Source organism: Haloarcula sp. JP-L23, from assembly GCF_011602445.1.
GTDB lineage: Archaea > Halobacteriota > Halobacteria > Halobacteriales > Haloarculaceae > Haloarcula > Haloarcula pellucida.
The window spans coordinates 1,584,088-1,602,485 of record NZ_CP050014.1 but is presented as its reverse complement, the minus strand read 5'-3'; the positions used below and the strand labels follow the sequence as shown (position 1 = coordinate 1,602,485).

General features: G+C 67.4%; 22 protein-coding genes. 11 read left to right on the top strand and 11 right to left on the bottom strand.

The window, feature by feature from the left end; genetic code table 11:
• Position 1: 1 nt before the first annotated feature.
• Both G9465_RS08120 and G9465_RS08115 read right to left on the bottom strand, forming a co-directional pair.
• Complete coding sequence (locus tag G9465_RS08120; RefSeq protein WP_166968810.1) at positions 2-400, bottom strand: nascent polypeptide-associated complex protein; 399 nt, start codon at positions 398-400, stop codon at positions 2-4.
• A gap of 191 nt (positions 401-591) precedes the next feature.
• Positions 592-1,194, bottom strand: coding sequence for a hypothetical protein (locus G9465_RS08115; RefSeq protein WP_166968808.1), 603 nt, complete (start codon positions 1,192-1,194; stop codon positions 592-594).
• A gap of 101 nt (positions 1,195-1,295) precedes the next feature.
• On the opposite strand from G9465_RS08115, the gene G9465_RS08110 reads away from it, so the two are divergent.
• Positions 1,296-1,688, top strand: coding sequence for a transcriptional regulator (locus G9465_RS08110; RefSeq protein WP_166968806.1), 393 nt, complete (start codon positions 1,296-1,298; stop codon positions 1,686-1,688).
• Here the strand turns inward: G9465_RS08110 and G9465_RS08105 are convergent, their stop codons facing one another.
• Complete coding sequence (locus tag G9465_RS08105; RefSeq protein ID WP_166968804.1) at positions 1,689-2,141, bottom strand: hypothetical protein; 453 nt, start codon at positions 2,139-2,141, stop codon at positions 1,689-1,691. It lies immediately after the preceding gene.
• A gap of 35 nt (positions 2,142-2,176) precedes the next feature.
• Positions 2,177-2,647: a PUA domain-containing protein gene (locus G9465_RS08100; protein ID WP_166968802.1), complete on the bottom strand. Its 471-nt coding sequence runs from the start codon at positions 2,645-2,647 to the stop codon at positions 2,177-2,179.
• 174 nt (positions 2,648-2,821) lie between these two features.
• Between G9465_RS08100 and G9465_RS08095 the strand changes: the two genes are divergently transcribed.
• A complete protein-coding gene (locus G9465_RS08095; RefSeq protein ID WP_166968800.1) occupies positions 2,822-3,004 on the top strand; it encodes a hypothetical protein in 183 nt (60 codons plus the stop codon).
• Positions 3,005-3,050: 46 nt separating this feature from the next.
• Here the strand turns inward: G9465_RS08095 and G9465_RS08090 are convergent, their stop codons facing one another.
• Positions 3,051-3,548: an NYN domain-containing protein gene (locus tag G9465_RS08090; RefSeq protein ID WP_166968798.1), complete on the bottom strand. Its 498-nt coding sequence runs from the start codon at positions 3,546-3,548 to the stop codon at positions 3,051-3,053.
• A gap of 272 nt (positions 3,549-3,820) precedes the next feature.
• Between G9465_RS08090 and dapA the strand changes: the two genes are divergently transcribed.
• From dapA to G9465_RS08070, 5 genes are all read left to right on the top strand, one after another.
• Positions 3,821-4,747 carry a 4-hydroxy-tetrahydrodipicolinate synthase gene (dapA, locus tag G9465_RS08085; RefSeq protein WP_166968796.1) on the top strand — a complete coding sequence of 309 codons (927 nt, stop codon included), beginning with the start codon at positions 3,821-3,823 and terminating at the stop codon, positions 4,745-4,747.
• Positions 4,744-5,502: a 4-hydroxy-tetrahydrodipicolinate reductase gene (gene dapB, locus G9465_RS08080; protein ID WP_166968794.1), complete on the top strand. Its 759-nt coding sequence runs from the start codon at positions 4,744-4,746 to the stop codon at positions 5,500-5,502. Before dapA ends, dapB begins: the two co-directional genes overlap by 4 nt.
• A 75-nt stretch (positions 5,503-5,577) precedes the next feature.
• Positions 5,578-5,706 carry a hypothetical protein gene (locus G9465_RS26045; RefSeq protein WP_255491975.1) on the top strand — a complete coding sequence of 43 codons (129 nt, stop codon included), beginning with the start codon at positions 5,578-5,580 and terminating at the stop codon, positions 5,704-5,706.
• Positions 5,707-5,811: 105 nt separating this feature from the next.
• On the top strand, positions 5,812-6,651 hold the full coding sequence (locus G9465_RS08075; protein ID WP_166968792.1) for a 2,3,4,5-tetrahydropyridine-2,6-dicarboxylate N-succinyltransferase: 840 nt from the start codon (positions 5,812-5,814) through the stop codon (positions 6,649-6,651).
• A 173-nt stretch (positions 6,652-6,824) separates the two neighbouring features.
• Complete coding sequence (locus G9465_RS08070) at positions 6,825-7,355, top strand: hypothetical protein (RefSeq protein ID WP_227015760.1); 531 nt, start codon at positions 6,825-6,827, stop codon at positions 7,353-7,355.
• Here the strand turns inward: G9465_RS08070 and G9465_RS08065 are convergent.
• The gene (locus G9465_RS08065; protein WP_166968790.1) at positions 7,352-8,470 is read right to left on the bottom strand and encodes a polymer-forming cytoskeletal protein; all 1,119 of its coding nucleotides are present in this window, start codon (positions 8,468-8,470) and stop codon (positions 7,352-7,354) included. The genes G9465_RS08070 and G9465_RS08065 overlap by 4 nt on opposite strands.
• A 336-nt stretch (positions 8,471-8,806) precedes the next feature.
• Here G9465_RS08065 and lysA point away from each other — a divergent pair, with 336 nt between their 5' ends.
• Entirely contained in the window at positions 8,807-10,042 is a 1,236-nt protein-coding gene (lysA, locus tag G9465_RS08060) for a diaminopimelate decarboxylase (RefSeq protein ID WP_166968788.1), read from the top strand.
• Entirely contained in the window at positions 10,039-11,190 is a 1,152-nt protein-coding gene (locus tag G9465_RS08055; protein ID WP_166968786.1) for a M20 family metallopeptidase, read from the top strand. Before lysA ends, G9465_RS08055 begins: the two co-directional genes overlap by 4 nt.
• Here G9465_RS08055 and G9465_RS08050 read toward each other — a convergent pair.
• Both G9465_RS08050 and G9465_RS08045 read right to left on the bottom strand, forming a co-directional pair.
• Positions 11,182-11,802 carry a phosphoribosyltransferase gene (locus tag G9465_RS08050; protein ID WP_166968784.1) on the bottom strand — a complete coding sequence of 207 codons (621 nt, stop codon included), beginning with the start codon at positions 11,800-11,802 and terminating at the stop codon, positions 11,182-11,184. The genes G9465_RS08055 and G9465_RS08050 overlap by 9 nt on opposite strands.
• 38 nt (positions 11,803-11,840) lie before the next feature.
• Positions 11,841-13,151 (bottom strand): MFS transporter, encoded by a 1,311-nt coding sequence (locus tag G9465_RS08045; protein WP_166968782.1) that lies wholly within the window; start codon positions 13,149-13,151, stop codon positions 11,841-11,843.
• A 171-nt stretch (positions 13,152-13,322) separates the two neighbouring features.
• Between G9465_RS08045 and G9465_RS08040 the strand changes: the two genes are divergently transcribed.
• Positions 13,323-13,550, top strand: coding sequence for a HalOD1 output domain-containing protein (locus tag G9465_RS08040; protein ID WP_166968780.1), 228 nt, complete (start codon positions 13,323-13,325; stop codon positions 13,548-13,550).
• A 24-nt stretch (positions 13,551-13,574) separates the two neighbouring features.
• Here G9465_RS08040 and purB read toward each other — a convergent pair whose 3' ends face one another.
• The 3 genes from purB to G9465_RS08025 all read right to left on the bottom strand — a co-directional run bounded on the left by purB (position 13,575) and on the right by G9465_RS08025 (position 16,612).
• The gene (gene purB, locus G9465_RS08035) at positions 13,575-14,957 is read right to left on the bottom strand and encodes an adenylosuccinate lyase (protein WP_166968778.1); all 1,383 of its coding nucleotides are present in this window, start codon (positions 14,955-14,957) and stop codon (positions 13,575-13,577) included.
• 50 nt (positions 14,958-15,007) lie between these two features.
• The gene (locus tag G9465_RS08030) at positions 15,008-15,958 is read right to left on the bottom strand and encodes a PrsW family intramembrane metalloprotease (protein ID WP_166968776.1); all 951 of its coding nucleotides are present in this window, start codon (positions 15,956-15,958) and stop codon (positions 15,008-15,010) included.
• A gap of 105 nt (positions 15,959-16,063) precedes the next feature.
• Complete coding sequence (locus tag G9465_RS08025) at positions 16,064-16,612, bottom strand: hypothetical protein (RefSeq protein ID WP_166968775.1); 549 nt, start codon at positions 16,610-16,612, stop codon at positions 16,064-16,066.
• 145 nt (positions 16,613-16,757) lie between these two features.
• On the opposite strand from G9465_RS08025, the gene purH reads away from it, so the two are divergent.
• Positions 16,758-18,338, top strand: coding sequence for a bifunctional phosphoribosylaminoimidazolecarboxamide formyltransferase/IMP cyclohydrolase (gene purH / locus G9465_RS08020; protein ID WP_166968773.1), 1,581 nt, complete (start codon positions 16,758-16,760; stop codon positions 18,336-18,338).
• The last annotated feature ends 60 nt before the right edge of the window (positions 18,339-18,398 follow it).

Sequence of the window (18,398 nt, the reverse complement as noted above, 5' to 3'; positions counted from 1 at the left end):
GTTACTCCAGTTGGTCGACGGCGTCCGCGAGGTCGCCGTCGTTGTCTTCGAGGGCCTCGCGGGCCGTCTCCTCGTCCACACCCGTTCGCATCGCGACGAGTTCGACGTCGTCGGCGTCGACCACGGTTCCGTCGTCACCGCTCTCGGCCGTCTCGCTGTCGCCGGCCACGTCGTCGCTTCCGGCGCCCCGTTCGCGGGTCTCGGGGTCGCCGACGACCTGATACGTCTTCTGGCCCTGCGCTTCCATCAACTGGACCTCCGCGTCGGTAAAGACGAGTTCCTCGTCCGGTGTTCGGATGATTACCTCTTCGGCATCGATGTCGTCCATGTCGATGCCCATCTGTTCCATCATCTGCTTCATCTTGCGAGGGTTCATGCCCCCGCCGCCGCCTCCAAACATACTCCGGACTGCGCGTTCTGGATAAAAAAGGCTAGCGACCCACCTTTTTCGACGGGGGCATCGGGCGCGTCGCGCCCTCAACCCCCGCGCAAAAACGTGGGCGAAAAAGGCCGGTCGCGCGCCGCGCGACCGGGACGGCAACCGATGAGACAGCTACCGAACGGCCCACACCTCGGTGTGGCCGTCCGCTCTCACGCACCGTCGTCCGTCGTCTTCCGGGGCAGGTCACCGTACAGTTCGCGGTTCATCAGGTCGGCGACGAACTGCCGGACGGCGACTATCAGTTCGTCCTCGTCGGCGTAACTGACGACGCGGGCGTCCCAGCGCTGGCCGATGCTGCGAATCATCGCGCTGGAGACGGCGTCCTCGTGGGCGAACAGCACCCGTTCGCGGTCGGTTTCGTCCATGTCTTCGAGTACCGACCCGACTTCCATCCCGACGCCCAGTTTGTCGCCCAGTCCCGGGACGACGAACAGCGTCGCGTTGCTGGCCCGGGCGAAGGCGATGCTCTGGCTCGCGGCGTCCATCTCCGAGAGCGGTATCTCCGGGTCGACGGCGAGGAAGGCGTTGACGCCGGGGTTCTCTCGGAGACGTCCCTGCACGCGCCGAAGTGTCGCCATCATCTCGTCGAGTTCGTCGTCGTCGGCCCTCGCGGCCGGGAGCGAGACGGCCGCCGGGTCGACGCTGTCGGGAACCAGCTTCTCGACGTCGAAGGTGGTGTACGGACCCATCAGGTAGACGAGGAAGTCGCCGTAGGCCACCTCGCCGAGCGAGGACTTGATGCGGGCGCGCATATCGGGGCCACTCCCGGATAGTATATAAAACACGGCGTTACTCAGCGTCGGCTGACTCAACAACCGTTATGTCGGTCGCGCCACGAGTTACGGGTAGACAGATGGGCATCAAGACACCCGAGGAGGGGACCGGGCCGGCCGACCCAGCGGACCTCCTGCCAGAGGGGGGCGTCCTCACGTTCGAGGAGTACATGGCGATGCAACGCGCCGTCGGCAACGAGACGCGCTTTCGCATCCTCTATCGGCTGAAACGCGACGGCTCGATGAGCGCCAAAGAGCTTCGCGAGGCGCTGGACCTGCCCGGAAACACGCTCCACCACCACCTCGACACGCTGGTCGACGTCGGCCTCGTGGAGAACCGCAAGCGCAAGGAACCCGACAGCGAAGGGCTGTACTCCTACTACCGCGCGACCGGCCTCGGCGAGGGTCTGCTGGACCACGGCGTCGAGGAACTGCTGCGGCGCGAACAGGTGTTCGCGGACGCCTATCAGTAGTCACTCCTCCCAGAACACGTCGATTTCGTCCGGGTGGACCGTGACGAGGTGGTTCGACCCCATCCGGACGTCGTAGGCCTCGATATAGAGCGTCATCGTTCGGTCCGGCCCGTTCTCGACGGTCACCGCGAGTTCGTAGTCACCGGGCGAGCGGATGCCGCTGTCGTACTCGCGGATGTCGCCGTTCCCGAGCGTGACGGATTCGTCGAGGTGTCGCCGACCGTCGGGGCCAGTCAGCGTGAGCGACACCGTCCGCTGGGCGCCGCTCTGGTTACGCAGGACGAACAGAATCGGGTCGTTCTCGGGAGGAGTCACCGGCGCGGTCGCCGTCGGTTCGTCGGTCCCAGTGTCTCGCTGGTCGTCGGTAGGAGAGTGGGTCGCACCGGGACCCGTGCACCCGGCGAGCGATGCGGCGGAGAGGGCGGCGGCCGTGAGGACCTGACGGCGGCGCATATCCGCACTTCCGAGCGGTCGAATAAGTGCTTTGTTCAGTCGCCGTCGGCACCACGGCGAACCTTCACGGCCATCCCCGTCTCGAAGTCGGTCATCCCGTGGCCCGGCAGTTCCGCGCGCCCGACGGCCAGCAAGTCGCCGTCCTCGTGGACGACCAGCGCCTCGTCGCCGGGACGCAGGTCGGGGTCGGCCTGCTGGACGAACTTCGCGAAGGCGTTGCGCCCCTCGCGGACGAACGGTTCGCTCTCGTCGCCGACGACGACGCGATGGCGCGGCGCTTCGAAGTGCGCGTGCAGGCGGTGGCCGCCGGCAAGCCCCAGCGTGTAGCGGCCGTCGGTGCCGTAGGTGACCAGACGGCCGTCCTCGGCGATGACCTGTCGCGGCCGGCCGGAACTCGTGTGCGTTACCTCGATAGCGTCGACCGACGGGAACAGGGCCCGGCCCGCGCCGCGGCCGAACTGGTAGTCTGCGCCGCGGCGGAGGCCACGGTACTCGCTCTCGCTCATTGGCGGTGTTCACGGCCGGGACACCAACCCCCTTTCGGTCCGGCGGCAGACCCACCATCCTGGCATCGAAGTGACAGGAAGCCGCAATACTGTGGTGTTTGTGACTGTCTAACGCACCCCCGTCCGTCGGTTTTGGGGAAATTTATACCGGATGAACGCAAAGCGAGGGGTACAATGGCTACCGACAACCGAAAAGTGATACTGGGTGCGCTGTTGCTGTTTGTCAGCACGGCGCTCATCCTCGGGACAGGACCGATAGACGTCGCCATCCCGGCCGTCGCCGCCGGCGTCGCGGCGCTGGGGCTGGCGGCGGGTGCGCTCCTCGTTGGCACCTCCGAAGACGGTCGCCCGGTCTAAGCCCGACAGCGTATATTCGCCGAGACCGACTGCTCGTGAGTGACCACTACAGCAGGAACCGGTCCGGGTCCTCGCTCAGGTCGACGAACCCGTCGACGGCGTCTTTCAGGTCCTCCGAAGAGGACTCCTCGAAGCCCATCGCCTCGATGCGACAGCCCTCGTGACGAACGTAGCGACAGACCCGAGCGAAGTCGCCGTCGCCGGTACAGAGGACGACGGCGTCGTTGTGTTTCGCCAGCGTGACGGCGTCGAGACTCATCCCCACGTCCCAGTCGGCCTTCTTCGACCCGTCCTGGAACGTCTTTATCTCCTTGATACGCGTCTCGAAGCCGATGTCGACGAGCGCCTCGAAGAACGTCTCTTCTTCGGGTGAGTCCGCACGGATGACGTACGCGATAGCACGAGTGAGTTCCCGGCCGTCGACGGCCGCCTCCAGCAGAGCCGAGTAGTCGATGTTCCGCGTGTAGAGACTCCGGGCGGTGTGATAGAGGTTCTGCGCGTCGGCGAGGACGGCGACGCGCTGACCCGGGTGTGATACGGTCATAACTGGATTTGGCGGCCCCTCTCGGATAGGTTTTCGGATGAACAGGAAAGAACACAACAGCTAAGTCCCTCACGGTCTGTCACACAAGCATGCGACGCCGCTCTCACGCCACGGACGGACCGGTCGTCAGCGGCGTCTGCGTCCGCTCGAAACGTAAGCGCACGCACAACTACTGACTCGCGGCGGGCGTGGCGCCCCCGTCACGGGTCGATTTCTCCCGCACCGCCTGCAACCGGACCACATATCCCACAGCGACACCACAGCACTCAGCAATGACAGCAATCGATTTCCACGGCGTCTACCCCGCGATGTGTACGCCGTTCAACGACGACGAGGACCGCAGTATCGACTTCGAGACACTCCGAGCAGACGCCCAGCGACTCGAAGCGGCGGGCGTCGACGGCCTCGTCCCGGTCGGCTCTACGGGCGAGTCCGCGACGATGACCCACGACGAACACGTCGAGGTCGTCGAGGCCGTCATCGACGCCGTCGACGACGTGCCGGTCATCGCCGGCACCGGGTCGAACAACACCCGCGAGGCGCTCTCGCTCTCTCAGCGGGCCGCCGACGCCGGTGCGGACGCTCTCTTGCTCATCTCGCCGTACTACAACAAGCCCGAACAGCAGGGCCTTATCGACCACTACACGACCATCGCCGACGAGGTCGACTGCCCGCAGATCGTCTACAACGTCCCCTCGCGCACCGGACGCAACATCGAACCGGACACGGCCGTCGAACTGGCGAGCCACGAGAACATCCGCGCGTTCAAGGCCGCCAGCGGCGACATGAACCAGATCTCGGAGATCATCGAGCGCACGCGTGACGAGGAGTTCACGGTGCTGTCGGGCGACGACGGCATGACCCTCCCCATCCTCGCTGTCGGTGGTCACGGCTGTATCTCCGTCTCCGCGAACGTCGAACCCGAGCGGACCTGTGCGATGGTCGGCGCGGCACTGGCCGAGGACTACGAGCGCGCTCGGGCCATCCACCACGAACTGGGGCCGCTGTTCCGTACGCTGTTCGTCGAGACGAACCCCATCCCGGTCAAGGAGGCCATGCGCATCCGCGGCTACGGACCCGCACACGTCCGGTCACCCCTGACGCGCCTCTCCGAGGAACACCTCGACGACCTGCGTGACGTACTCGCGGTGCTTGAGGACGAGGACCTCGAAGACGAGTACGCGGAGATAGAGCGATGACGCGGGTCGCCGTCAACGGCCTCACCGGCCGGATGGGCGGTGCCGTCGTCGAGACGGCCGCCGACCGCGACGTCGAGGTCGTCGTCGGATTCGCCACGAGCGACGTCGAACGGGCCCACGGCGTCCCGGTCGTCCATCCCGACGAGGCGGCCGACGCGCTCCGGGAGTACGACGTCGAGGTGGTCGTCGACTTCGCGGCCCCCGAGGGCGCGCTGACCGTCGCCGACGCCTGTGCCGAGACGGGCGTCGCGATGGTCGTCGGCACTACCGGGTTCGACGAGGACGGCCTCGACCACTTCGCCGCCGTCAGCGCGGAGGTGCCGCTCCTGAAGGCGAGCAACTTCTCGCAGGGGATTCAGGTGCTTCAGCGACTCGTCGGCGAGGCCGTCCGCGCGCTGGACGACTACGACCTCGAACTCATGGAGAGCCATCACAACGGCAAGGTCGACGCGCCGTCGGGCACGGCAAACAGCATCCTCGCGACGATTCAGGAAGAGCGGGACGTCGACCCAGTCTACGGCCGCGAGGGACACGCGCCACGTGACGAGGACGAAATCGGCGTCTTCGCCCGTCGAGCGGGCGACATCCGCGGCGAACACGAACTCATCCTCGCGGGCAACGACGAAGTGCTGTCTCTCTCACACCGGGCCGAGGACCGCGGCGTCTTTGCGGCGGGCGCGCTGGACGCGGCGACGTGGCTCGTCGGCCGCGACGCCGGACAGTACGAGTTCGGCGAGGTCGTCGACGCCTCCTAGGCCCCTTCGACAGCCTAATACAGTTCGGTCAATATAACGCATAGCCTTATACGAACCGGCGCCGGAGCGACAGGTATGGCTACGCAACACAGCGGTCGACTGCCAGCGTCGAAGTGCCCCCACTGTTCCGGCGAGTTCGAGATAGCGACCAGCGTCGGACTCTGTCCGGACTGCGGCTACGTTCCGGGCGAAGGGTCGGACTGAGATTCCGCCGGTTTTCGAACGCCGATTTCCCCAGCAAGGTGTCGTCGCCGTGACCGGTCGAAATCCCCGGTCGCTATACGTCCGGAGGCGGTACCGACGGTCAAGATGCTCGGACAAGACCTCGAACAGAACATCGGGGACCTCTGGACAGCGTACGAACAGGGAGCCACCGTAGAGGACGTCGAACCGCCGCAACTGGACACGCTCGATGCGTTCCTCGCCGCACTGGAGAACGGCGACGTCCGCGCCGCCGAGAAGGTCGACGGCGAGTGGCAGGCCAACGAGTGGGTCAAGCAGGGCATCCTGCTCAACTTCGCGTTCCGGAAGACCCACAGCCGAGAGTACGGCGGGGTCAAGTACCACGACGTGCTTCCCCTCCGCGACACCGGTGACCTCGGCGAGCGCGGCACCCGGAACACGCCCGACGGGACGACCATCCGCCGGGGCGCGTACCTCGGCGAGGACTGCATCATGATGTCCCCGTCGTTCGTCAACATCGGCGCACACGTCGGCGACGGCACCCTCATCGACTCCTGTGACACCGTCGGCTCTTGTGCCCAGATCGGCGAGAACGTCAAACTCGGCGCGAACACGCTCATCGGCGGCGTCCTCGAACCGGTCGAGAGCGCGCCGGTCATCGTCGAGGACGACGTCTCGCTCGGTGCCGGCTGCCGGGTGACCAGCGGGTTCGTCGTCGGCGAGGGAAGCATCGTCGGCGAGAACACGCTCCTGACGCCGCGCATCCCCGTCTACGACCTCGTCGAGGACGAGGTCATCTACGGCGAACTGCCGCCCGAGCGGCGTGCGTTCCAGCGCTTCGTCGACTCCTCGGTCGGCGAGAACGACCTCATCCCCGGCGGCGCGTACAAGCCCGCCGTCGTCGCCACCGACGTCGAGGAGGAGACGCTCGAGGCGACGGAGCGAGAGGACGCGCTCAGAGACTAAGCAGGGGAGAGTACCCCCTCGGGTTTCGAGCAGCGACCGAAGGGAGCCGTGAGTAGTAGCGAGCAGATAGACCACGTTCTCCATCGAGTGCCGGAGCGTAAGCGCGTGTTACCCACACGGACGGCTCCCCACTATCTGTTGTATATTTGTTACCAACTCGCATAGTGGTCGGTATGAGCGAGCGACTCGTCATCGCACGTCTCGCACACTCGCTCCGGTACGAGTGGGGTGCGGGCGCCGCTGGCGGACTCGTCGGCGGCGTCGGAATGGGAATCGTCTTCCACGCCGGTGCGAACCTCATGCCGTTCGTGGGCGCGCTCTACGGGTGGCCGACGGTGGTCGGTGGCTGGGCCGTCCACCTGCTGAACAGCGTCCTCGCCGGCGTGGTGTTCAGCCTCCTCGTCTCGCATCCGTTGGTCGACGAGCAGACGACTGAACTGGCCGAGTACGTCGCGGCCGGCGTCGTCTACGCCGCCGCTATCGGTCTGCTCTCGACGGGGGTGTTGTTGCCCGTCTCGATGCAAGCGCTGGGCGTCCAGTCGTTCCCGGAGCCACTGGTGCCGCTACCGGGGCTACTCGGTACCTTCCTCGTCGTCGTCTCGGTGGGCGTCGCTCACGTCGTCTACGGCGTCCTCCTCGGGGCGACCTACGCCGTCGTCCACGACCACTCGCGAGCGAGTGTCGACGTCACCGAGGAGAGTTAGGCCGTCGACGTGTCACTCGTCGTTTCGTCGAGTGTCGCCTGTCGGCCGCCGGAGGTCTCTCTGCGACCGCCGTAGGCTTCCTGCAGCGTGAGTGCGAGCGCCCCGAGACCCAGCAGGAGTGCGACCAGTTCGAGGACGCCGCCCAGCACCGGAACGGCACCGAGGATAGCGAACCCGAGGAGGCCGACCACGAGCGCGACCCAGCGGTTGTCGCCGTCCGCGAGCGAGAGGGCCCACGCGCCGACGGCGTACTGGCCGTAGACGACGGCGACCCACACGCTGATGCCAAACGCCACCGCGCCGACCAGCGAGAGTGGGATGCCGACGATAGTGGCCGCGAGGACTATGAGGGCGAGCGGGACGGCTACCAGCGTCAACAGGCCGATACCGCCAGACTTCACGGGGTCGTCGGCGACACGCTCGGCCACGCGGGTGGAGAACGCGGGGAAGGCGGCCAGCAGGACGACGCCGAGCAACAGGTTCGCGAACAGCCCGTAGATGGTGCCGAGCCATCCCGGGACCGCGAGGCCTCCGAACGTCGGTCCGGCACTGTCGCGGATGGAGGCGTCCTGGACGACGGAACCACCGACGCTGGCGTCGGGGTCGCGGGTGAACGTCTCGGCGTCGTAGCGGAAGTCCCCGGCCACCTGCGCGTTCGGCCCGAGGACGATAGTCTCGGCCCCGGCAGTCACGTCACCGTCGACGGTGCCGTCGATGGAGAGGTACGCCGCGCCCGATTCGAGGGACCCACCGATACGGGCCGTCTCGCCGATTTCGACCGTGCTTCCGGCGGCGTTCACGTCGCCGGCGACGTTCCCGTCGATGCGGACGGTGCCGGCAGCGGTCTGGACGTTCCCGCCGACGGTGCCGCTCTCCGTGACGTGGACGGTCCCGGCGGCCGTCGAGACGTCGCCGGTGACGGTGCCGCGGACGATGACCGTGCCGGCGATGCCTTCGATGCTGTCGTACGTCTCGTCCGGGCCGACGACGACGGTACCGGCCGCCCCCTGAAAGGACTGGGCGGCGGCGACGCCGCTGCCGACCGACAGGAGGAGGACGAGGGCGAATGAGAGGGCGACTACTCGCCGCCAGACGGTGGCTGCTGGGAGACTCATGGGCGAAGCTACCCTCAGCCGAGTAATAAGTATTTGCTGACACGTGCTGTCGCTGGCACCGGCCCGAAAGGCTAGTCAGGGTCTATCTCCGCCGACCACCGAGTCGTCCCGACGACCGAGTCCGGACGACGGGTCGCCACTGTCGCCGCGTACGAGTGACTTACTACCGCCCGACTGGCGTCTCGGTGGATCGCCGCCCGACGCTCTCAGAAATAATTCGGATATGACAAGTCTGCTAGCCGTGTCGGGACGTGACGCGAAAGCGTGGCCGCCGCTGGCGCCGGCCGATACGCCGAAGCGGAACCCTTGTTAGCCGCCGTCGCCGTTGTACGGCCAATGAGTCACGACTCGCCGCCCGTCCGCCGCCTCGCGGACTGGGACCACGACCGACTCGGTCGACTCGCGGCCGAACACGGGACGCCGCTGTACGTGCTCGACGTGGACCGCGTCGCCGAGAACTACGAGCGATTCGCGTCGGCGTTCCCCGACGCCCACGTGATGTACGCGGCGAAGGCCCACACCGGCCGCGCAGTCCTCTCGAAACTGCTGGAGACCGGCGCCGACATCGAGTGTGCCGCGTGGGGGGAACTCCAGCGTGCAATCGACGCCGGTGCGGACCCGGATACGTTGCAGTACACCGCCGTCAACCCGCCGGACCGCGACCTCGACTACGCCGTCGACCTCGCTGAAGACCACCCCGGACTGACCATCACCGGCGGCGCCCGGGACACGTTCGACCGCCTCGAAGCACGCGGCTACGACGGCCGCGTCGCCATCCGCGTCAACCCCGGCATCGGCACGGGCCACCACGAGAAGGTCGCCACCGGCAAGGACGCGAAGTTCGGCATCCCGTACGAGCAGGTACCCGAGGTGGCCGAAGACGTGGCCGAGCGGTTCGACCTCGTCGGCATCCACGCCCACGCGGGGAGCGGCGTCCTCCACGACGACCTAGACGACCACTGTCGAGCCATCGGGAAGGTCGCAGACATGGGCCGGCAGATAGAGACCGAAGTCACGCCGCTGGAGTTCGTGGACTTCGGCGGCGGGTTCGGCGTCCCGTACCGCGAGGACGAGGAGCCACTCGACATGCAGGTCGTCGGTGAGAAGGTCCGCGACGCCGTGGGGGAACTGGACGCCCAGATCAAACTCGAACCGGGCCGCTACGTCGTCGCCGACGCGGAACTCATCCTCACCGAGGTCAACACCGTCAAGGAGACGCCCGCAGCAACCGTCGTCGGCGTCGACGCCTCGCTGGCGACGCTCATCCGCCCGGCGATGTTCGGGTCGTACCACCCGATTCGGAACGTCACCGCGCCCGACCGCGAGGCCGACCCCGTCTCCGTCGGCGGCCCGTGCTGTACGAGCGCCGACGTGTTCTGTACCGACCGACCAATCGCTCGCCCGGAGCGCGAGGACCTGCTCGCCATCGGCAACGCCGGCGCGTACGGCTACGAACTGGCCAACCAGTTCCACTCCCAACCCCGACCGGCCGAGGTGGCTATCGAGGGCGGCGAGACGCGCGTCGTCCGCGAGCGAGAGACGCTCGACGACGTGACGAGTCTGGAGCGATGAGCGCGACGTTCGACCTCGCGGACTTCCACCGGCGGGCCGTCGAGACGGACTCCACCGAGTCGGTCGACGAGATGCGGACGGTCCTGCTCGACACCCTCGACGCGGCCGACGTAGCCGCGAGCGTGGACGACCTCGGCAACGTCGTCGCCACGCGCGGCGCGGCCGACCACGAGGCCGCCGCGAGCGCCGACACGCATCTGGTCCTCAACACCCACATCGACACCGTGCCGCCACACGTTCCCTACGAGCGACGGACGGAGCGACCCGGTGACGAGGCAGTCGACGGGAGCGAGGACGCGGGCGAGGGCGACGTGGTCTGTGGCCGCGGTTCGTGCGACGCGAAGGGACCGCTCGCGGCGCTGCTGGACGCCTTCCTCACCGTCGACCCCGAGGACGGCGCGGTGACGCTCGCCGTCTCCATCGACGAGGAGACCACGCAGACCGGCGGCGCACACCTCGCCGAGACTATCGACGCCGACGGCTACATAGTGGGCGAACCGACGGGACTGGACGTGTGTACGGCGGCGAAGGGCCAGTTCGAGGGGACCGTCACTATCCACGGCGAGAGCGCCCACGCCGCCGACCCGGGGAGCGGGCTGAACGCTATTCGTGCTGCTGCGCCGATTCTGCAAGCGATGGAGAGTTACGATGAAACGGAGGGACCGGACGACCACGAGACGCTGGGTCGCCCCATCCTGACGCCGTCGATGGTGGAGGGGGGTGAGGCGACCAATCAGGTGCCCGCCGAGTGCACCATCACCTTCGACCGGCGGAGCGTCCCGCCGGAGACGAGCGACGCGTTCTGTGCGGATCTGGAGGCCCACCTCCGGCAGTGGCTCCCCGACGCGATGGACCTCGACGTGGCGCTCATCCGACCCGACACGCCGTTCCCGGAGGCGTTCGCGACGGACCCCGACGCGGAACTGGTCCGGACCTTGCAGGAAGCCAGCGGCGGTACGGTCAGGCCGTTCGAGGCGGCGACGGAGGCCTCCTACTTCGCTCAGCAGGCCCCGACGGTCGTGTTCGGGCCGGGCGTCCTCACCGACGAGGTGGGCGCCGTCGCGCACTCGAAGCGTGAGTACGTCAGGCTCTCGGACGTGCGAACCGCCGCGCGTGCGGTGCGTGAGACGGTCGAGCGACTACTCTAACAGCGCCATCGCCTCCTCGTCCGTGACCTGCGAGAAGTCCCGGTAGAACTGCCCGACGGCACTGAAGTTCGTCGGCTCCTCCAGCGTGACGAGGCCGTCCGTGACGCGTGCGACGGCGTCGGCCGTCTCCGGCGAGGACACCGGCACCCCGACGACGACGCTCGCGGCTCCCGACGCTTTGATCCGTTCGACGCAGGCCCGCATCGTCGCGCCCGTCGCGAGGCCGTCGTCGACGACGAGGACCCGCTTGCCAGAGAGGTCCAGCGGCGGCCGGTCGGCGCGGTAGCGGTCGAACTTCTCTTTGGCCGCGCGCTGTTCGTGTTCGGTCTGGCTCTCCAGGTAGTCGGTCGTCAGGTCGAGCGAACCGATGAGTGACTCGTTGCGCCACGTCGTCCCGTCGTCGGCGACGGCCGCGACGGCCAGTTCCGGGTTCCCCGGCGCGCCCACCTTGCGGGCGACGACGACGTCTAAGGGGACGCCGAGTGCGTCCGCGACGGGACGCGCGACAGGGAGCCCACCGCGGGGGATAGCCAGCACGATGTCCGCCTCGACGTCCTGCCGCCGGAGTTCGTCGGCGAGTCGGTCACCGGCGTCCGAGCGGTCTGCGAACATGTCAGTAGCTACGACGGTCGGTGGCTTAACGCTCGCGGTCAGTCCTGTGGGGAGGGTCGTGGGGACTCCTCGCCCACGGCCAGCGTCTCCTCGACCTGCCAGTAGGTCAGTCCGAGCGCGAACAGGGCCATCGCCGTGCCGACGGTGAAGGGGGTGCTGAAGCTTCCGAGGTTGAACAGCACGCCGGACGCGAGGGGGCCGACGGCGACGCCGAGGCCGAAGGCCATCGTCAGCACCGACAGCGTCGTCCCCGACCCGCGCGCCCCCGCGAGGTCACCGGCGAGCGCCAGCGACGGCGCGAACACGAGGGCGACGGCGATACCCTGTACGAACCGCGCGCCGAGCATCAGCCACGGGTCGGTGACGATACCCTGCGCGTAGACCGACGGGACGAGGACGACGAACCCGGCGACGACGAACGGACGGCGACCGAATCGGTCGCTCGCCCGGCCGATGGGCACCTGTAGGAGGACGTTCGCGATGACGACGGCGGCGAACTGGACGCTGAACATGAACGTCGACTCGTCGAGTCGCATCCGGATCGGGCCCTCCAGCGTCGCGAACAGCGCGATGGTCGTCGCCATCATGAACGTACCGACGCCGAGGACGAACACCGAGTCCAGTCCGTTCCCGTCCGGGTCCATCACGGCGATAGAGAGGTCTTTACTGGCGGCGTCCTCGGCCACCGGTGGGTCCTCGATGAGCAGCGCCACCAGTGCGAAACTGACGACGGCCCCGAGGACGGCGACGGCGAAGGCGGCCGTGAACCCGGAGAACGTCAGTCCGCCGAGGACGTAGGAGACGACGCCCTCGGCACCGAGGCCACCGGTGATGACGACGCCCGCGATTATCGGCCCGAACCCGAAGCCGACGAGACGGAACGTGTTGAAGACGCCGAAGTTCCCGCCGCGTTCGCTGTCGCTCTCGGCGTAGTCGTTGACCAGCGCGATCGTCGCGGGGATGGTAAAGGCCGCGCCGATGCCCTGAAACGCCCGGGCCGCCAGCACCGACCAGTACGAGGTGAGGAACGGGTAGGCGGCGCTTCCGATAGCAAAGAGGACCAGTCCCGTGAGGACGAACGCCCGACGGCGGCCCGTTCGGTCCGAGAGCCGACCGGTGAGCGGTTGGCCAAAGGAGTTCAGCAGGCCAAACAGTGAGAGGACCAGACCGATGAGCGTCTCCTGACGGAGGACGAACCCGAACAGTTCGGTGCCGACGATACCCGCGAGCGTGACCTGCCCGCTGGCGATGTACAGGGGGAGGACGATGATGAGAAAGGAGTTGCCCAGCGCGTCGGCCATCCGGGCGAACGCCAGCGTCAGGATACGGGAGTCGGTACCGAGAACCATCTACCGATTGGTAGGCGGGACGACACCTGAGCGTTCCGTTCTCTCGTCGCCCTCCGAGCGCAGTGCGCACCCTCCACGCGCTCTCGCGAGCGACGTGTGAGCGCCAAACTGTCCCTGTAAGGGATACTTACGGCCACCAGAGATTCAAAGGACCAGTCGATACCGGGCGGTATGGGTTCAGACGACCAGTTGAGCAACAGAGTGGTTATGGCCGTGGCAGAGGCGGAGGGCGTCGACCCGACGGACCTCTCGGAGACGCTCTATCCCGCTATCGACGGCGACGCGCTGGACGCCATCTTCTGTGACGCGCCCGGGAGCGTCACGTTCGAGTACAGCGGGTACGAGGTGACCGCAGACAGCGACGGGGACGTCTCCGCCGTCCCGCTCGAACGGGCGTGAGACCGTCCCGCCGTCGACGCCACCCTACACGTCGTCTGCCAAGTCCGACGCGATACCCGTATACCCCGCCGGCGTCAGTGCGTCCAATTCCGCGCGCACCGACTCGCTCACCTCGAGGTCCGCGAACATCTCGCGGAAGTCCTCGATAGTCACCTCACGGCCGCGCGTGGCCTTCTTTACCTGTTCGTAGGCGTCGTCGTGTCCCTCGCGGCGGAGGATTGTCTGGACGGCCTCGCCGATGATTTCGGGGGTGGCGTCGAGTTCCTCTCGCATCACCTGCTCGTTGGGGACGACCTTCGCGAGGCCGTTCTGGCACTTGCCGTAGCCGACGAGACAGTGGGCGAAGGCGGCACCGATGTTGCGCTTGACCGTCGAATCCGAGAGGTCACGCTGGAGGCGGGAGTTGGTGACGTAATCGCCCAAAAAGACGAGGTCGGAGTTGGCTTTCGAGAGGTTCCCCTCGCTGTTCTCGAAGTCGATGGGGTTGACCTTGTGTGGCATCGTCGAGGACCCCGTCTCGCCCTCGACCGTCTCCTGTCCGAGGTAGCGGTCCGAGACGTACAGCCACATGTCGAGGTCCATGTCGAGCAGGACGTTGTTCGCACCGCGCAAGGCGTCGAACAGGACTTCGAGGTCGTCGCACGGGTTGACCTGCGTCGTCAGCGGTTCGTGGTCCAGTCCGAGCGACCCGACGAACGACTCGGCGAAGGCCGGCCAGTCCACGTCGGGGTAGGCCGCGTGGTGGGCGGCGTAGGTGCCCGACGCGCCCGCGAGTTTCCCGGAGAGGTCGTCGGCGGCGCGTTCGACTCGCGCGATAGCCTGCCCGAGTCGGGAGGCGTAGACGGCCATCTCCTTGCCGAACGTCGTGGGGGTCGCTGGCTGGCCGTGCGTTCGGGCCAGCATCGGCACGTCGCCGTACTCGTGGGCCATCTCGACGAGCGTGTCCCGAATCTCGCGCAGTTCCGGCACCAGCACCTCCTCGGCGGCCGGCTTGACGAGGAGACGGTGCGCGAGGTTGTTGACGTCCTCGCTGGTCAGGCCGAAGTGAATCCAGTTGTCGGCGTCGAGGCCCTCGGGCATGCCCAGACGGATGAAGTACTCGATGGCCTTCACGTCGTGGTTGGTGGCGGTGTACTCCCCGTATCCCTCCGTCTCCAGTTGCTTGACGACGTCTGCGTCCTCGTCGTCGAAGGACTCGTACAGCCCTCGCAGGGCCGACCGCTGGTCCGTGTCGATAGAGAGCGGCGTCGTATCGAGGTCGGCGAGCGCCAGCAGGTACTCGACTTCGACTTCGACGCGAGCGCGCATCAGCGCCCGCTCGCTTGCGTACGGGACGAGCGGTTCGGTGTAGCGGGCGTACCGCCCGTCGAGCGGCGACACGGCGGATAGTGGCCCTCTCTCGGTCATACTCGACTCTCCGAGGGAGGCCCGAAAAAGCGTGTCGTCTCGTCGTCGGCCTACGCGTTCGTCGCGCGTTCGTAGTGGTCCCGATACCGCCGGAGTTTGCGGTAGAGGAGGTAGCCGACGGCGGCGTCGAAGGCGACGACGAAGCCGACGAAGACGACCGCATTCCACGGGAGGAGCTGCGGGAGGTACGTCACCGAGGTGTTGTAGACGGCGTGGATGAGCGCCGCGACGACGATGCCCTTGACGACGATGGGGCCGGCGTCGTCGGGGTTGAACTTCGCCAGTCCGAGGTAGTAGCCGGCGAACGACGAGTACAGCACGTGGCCCGGGCCGACGAACGCTCTGCTGGTCGCCGTCTGGAGCGCCGCCACGATGGGGTCACCGTTCTGGGCCGACGCCGCCTGCGTGTACCCTTGCGAGATGTACAGCGCGTTCTCGATGGTCGCGAAGCCGAGGCCGGCGACGGCGCCGTACACCACGCCGTCGACGACGGCATCGATAGTGCCGTAGCCGCCGACGCGAATGGCGAGCCACTTCACCGTCTCCTCGATGGGGCCGACGACGACGAAGAAGAACAGCGCCATCCCGACGACGGGAATCCAGGTGAAGAGCGGTTGGAGTAGCGTGTTGACCAGCGCGGCGATGCTGGCGAAGAGGATGGCGAGGACGAACGTGACGGCGAGCGGTTCGAGCGGTTCGCGCATCGTCGGATCGCCGTACCAGAGGTAGCCGACGATAGCCAGCGCAGGGACGACCGACAACGCCCCCAGCGCACCGAGTTCCGGCCGTCGAACCGCCAGCAGGACCGTCCCGGCTAGCTGGGCGACAAACAGGAGCACGGCGAGCGCGATGAGGAGCCAGCGCCGGGACGCGTGCAACGCTCCGTAGAGTCTGACCGAGAAGCCGTCGAGGGCGGACCGCGGTTCCCACTCGGCGACGTCGTAGAGGTCGGTCGACCCGGAGAGCGCCGCCGCCACCGGGTCGCTGTCTTGGTCTGGCACGTGCGCCACGTCACGAGGGAGCTACCTCAGACTTTCGGCGGTAGTACTGGCGCCGTCGACAGTCTAGCGGCACAGCGAGTGCGCTCCCGCCGGTCGCGCCCATCGCTACCCCAACCAACCGTAATCCGCGTTCGCGTCCCCGAATCGGCCGTCCGGCGGGTCGTATCGATAGAGGTCCTGTCCGAGCGCGAGCCACGCCAGTCCGTACGGGAGCGCCGCCCACGTCGAGAGGTCGAACCCGAGGAACGCGACGGTCCCGACGGCGAGCGAGACGCCGAGCCACGGCGGCTGGACGCGGGTCCTGACGAGGCCGACGCTCGTAAGCAGCGATCCGCCGACGAGCGCGAGGACGCCCAGTCCGACGACCACCTCACCGACCCCGGTGAGCGCCCGGAGCAGTTGGCCGGCGGCGAAGACGACGCCGCCGGCCGCTCCCAGCCACGCTCCACCGGTGCCGGGTCGCTTCATCCGGGCGCCGTGGAAGCTCTCGACGGCGTAGTGGCCGGCGACGACGCCCAGTGCCGAGAGCGAGACGGCGACCAGAATCCAGTCCCTCTCGCGACCGGTGACGCTCAGTGCCACGGTCCAGCCGACCCACAGGAGTCCACCGAACGCGGCGACGGCTCCAGCCTGCTGACACCGTAGCTTCGACATATCCGCGACTGAACGGGCCGGCTACAAAGGAACATCGACACGGCACCGACTCGGTGCGTGTGACAACGACGCCCGTGTCCGTCGTGTTCATACGCTCAGCGTTCGTTTCGCAACTACTTTGCACGGCCCCACCCGCCACTCAGGTATGAAACTCGCCGGTATGGCCAGCAACCGTGGCCGGAACCTGATGAACATCGCGGACCGCGCCCCGGGCGGGGCGGAATTCGCCGTCGTGCTGACGAACGACGCCGACGCGCCCGTCCTGGAGGCGGCCGCCGAGCGCGGCATCCCGACGGAAGTCGTCGAGCGCGAGGACGACGAGGCCCGCGAGGCCCACGAGGAACGCGTCCTCTCGGCGCTCTCGGAGTACGACTTCGACCTCGTGACACTGGACGGCTACATGCGTATCCTCAGTGAGACGTTCCTCGATAACGCGCCGACGACGCTGAACGTCCACCCCTCGCTCCTGCCGAACTTCCCCGGCGCGGACACCCACGAGCAGGTCATCGAATCGGGCGTGAAGGTGACTGGGTGTACCGTCCACGTCGTCGACGAGACGGTCGACGGCGGCCCCATCGTCACGCAGGAACCCATCCCGGTCTTCGAGGGCGACGGCGAAGACGACCTGAAAGAGCGCGTCCTCTATCAGGGCGAGTTCACTGCGTACCCACGCGTCATCAAGTGGTTCGCCGAGGACCGCGTCGATATCGACTGGGAGTCCGGTACCGTCGACGTCGAGGGCGACGAAGGCGGGAACTTCCCTGCACGCCGCCTCGTCTCCGACGACCGGGCCGCCGACCTCCGCTACGGGGAGAACCCCCATCAGGACGCTGCGCTGTACGCCGATACCACTGTCTCCGAGGCCAGCGTCGTCCACGCCGACCAGTTGAACGAGGGCGCGAAGGGCCTGTCGTACAACAACTACAACGACGCCGACGGCGCACTGAACCTCATCAAGGAGTTCGAGGAGCCAGCGGCGGCCGTCATCAAGCACACCAACCCCGCGGGCTGTGCGACGGCCGATACGCTTTCGGACGCCTACGAGAAGGCCCTCTCGACGGACCCGATGAGCGCGTTCGGCGGCATCGTCGCGCTCAACCGCGAGTGTGACGCCGCCACGGCCGAACAGATCATCGACTCGTTCAAGGAAGTCGTCGTCGCGCCGGGCTACACCGACGCGGCACTCGACGTCCTCTGCCAGAAGGAGAACCTCCGCGTCCTCGAGGTGACTGACAACTTCGAGGTCACGGACACGCTGACCGAGAAGCCACTCGTCGGCGGCCGTCTCGTACAGGAGCGAGACACCCAGCACCTCACAGCCGAGGACCTCGAAGTCGTCACCGACCGGGAACCGACCGACGAGCAGATAGCGTCGATGCTGTTCGCGTGGCACACGCTGAAGCACGTGAAATCGAACGGCATCCTCTTCGCGAAGGGCACCGAGACGGTCGGCATCGGCATGGGACAGGTCTCCCGCGTCGACGCCGTCCGACTCGCTGCGATGAAGGCCGAGGAACACGCCGAGGGCAAGGACGCCGAGGGCGCCGTGATGGCCTCGGACGCCTTCTTCCCGTTCCCGGACGGCATCGAACACGCCGCCGAGGCCGGCATCGAGGCGGTCATCCAGCCCGGCGGGTCGAAGAACGACGAGAGCGTCATCGAGGCGGCCGACGAACACGACATCGCGATGGTGTTCACCGGCCAGCGGTCGTTCAGACACGACTGACGACGGGCGCGTGTGCCGTCGGTGGTTCGGACGCGGCCGGGAGCGTCCCGAAAGAGGCTT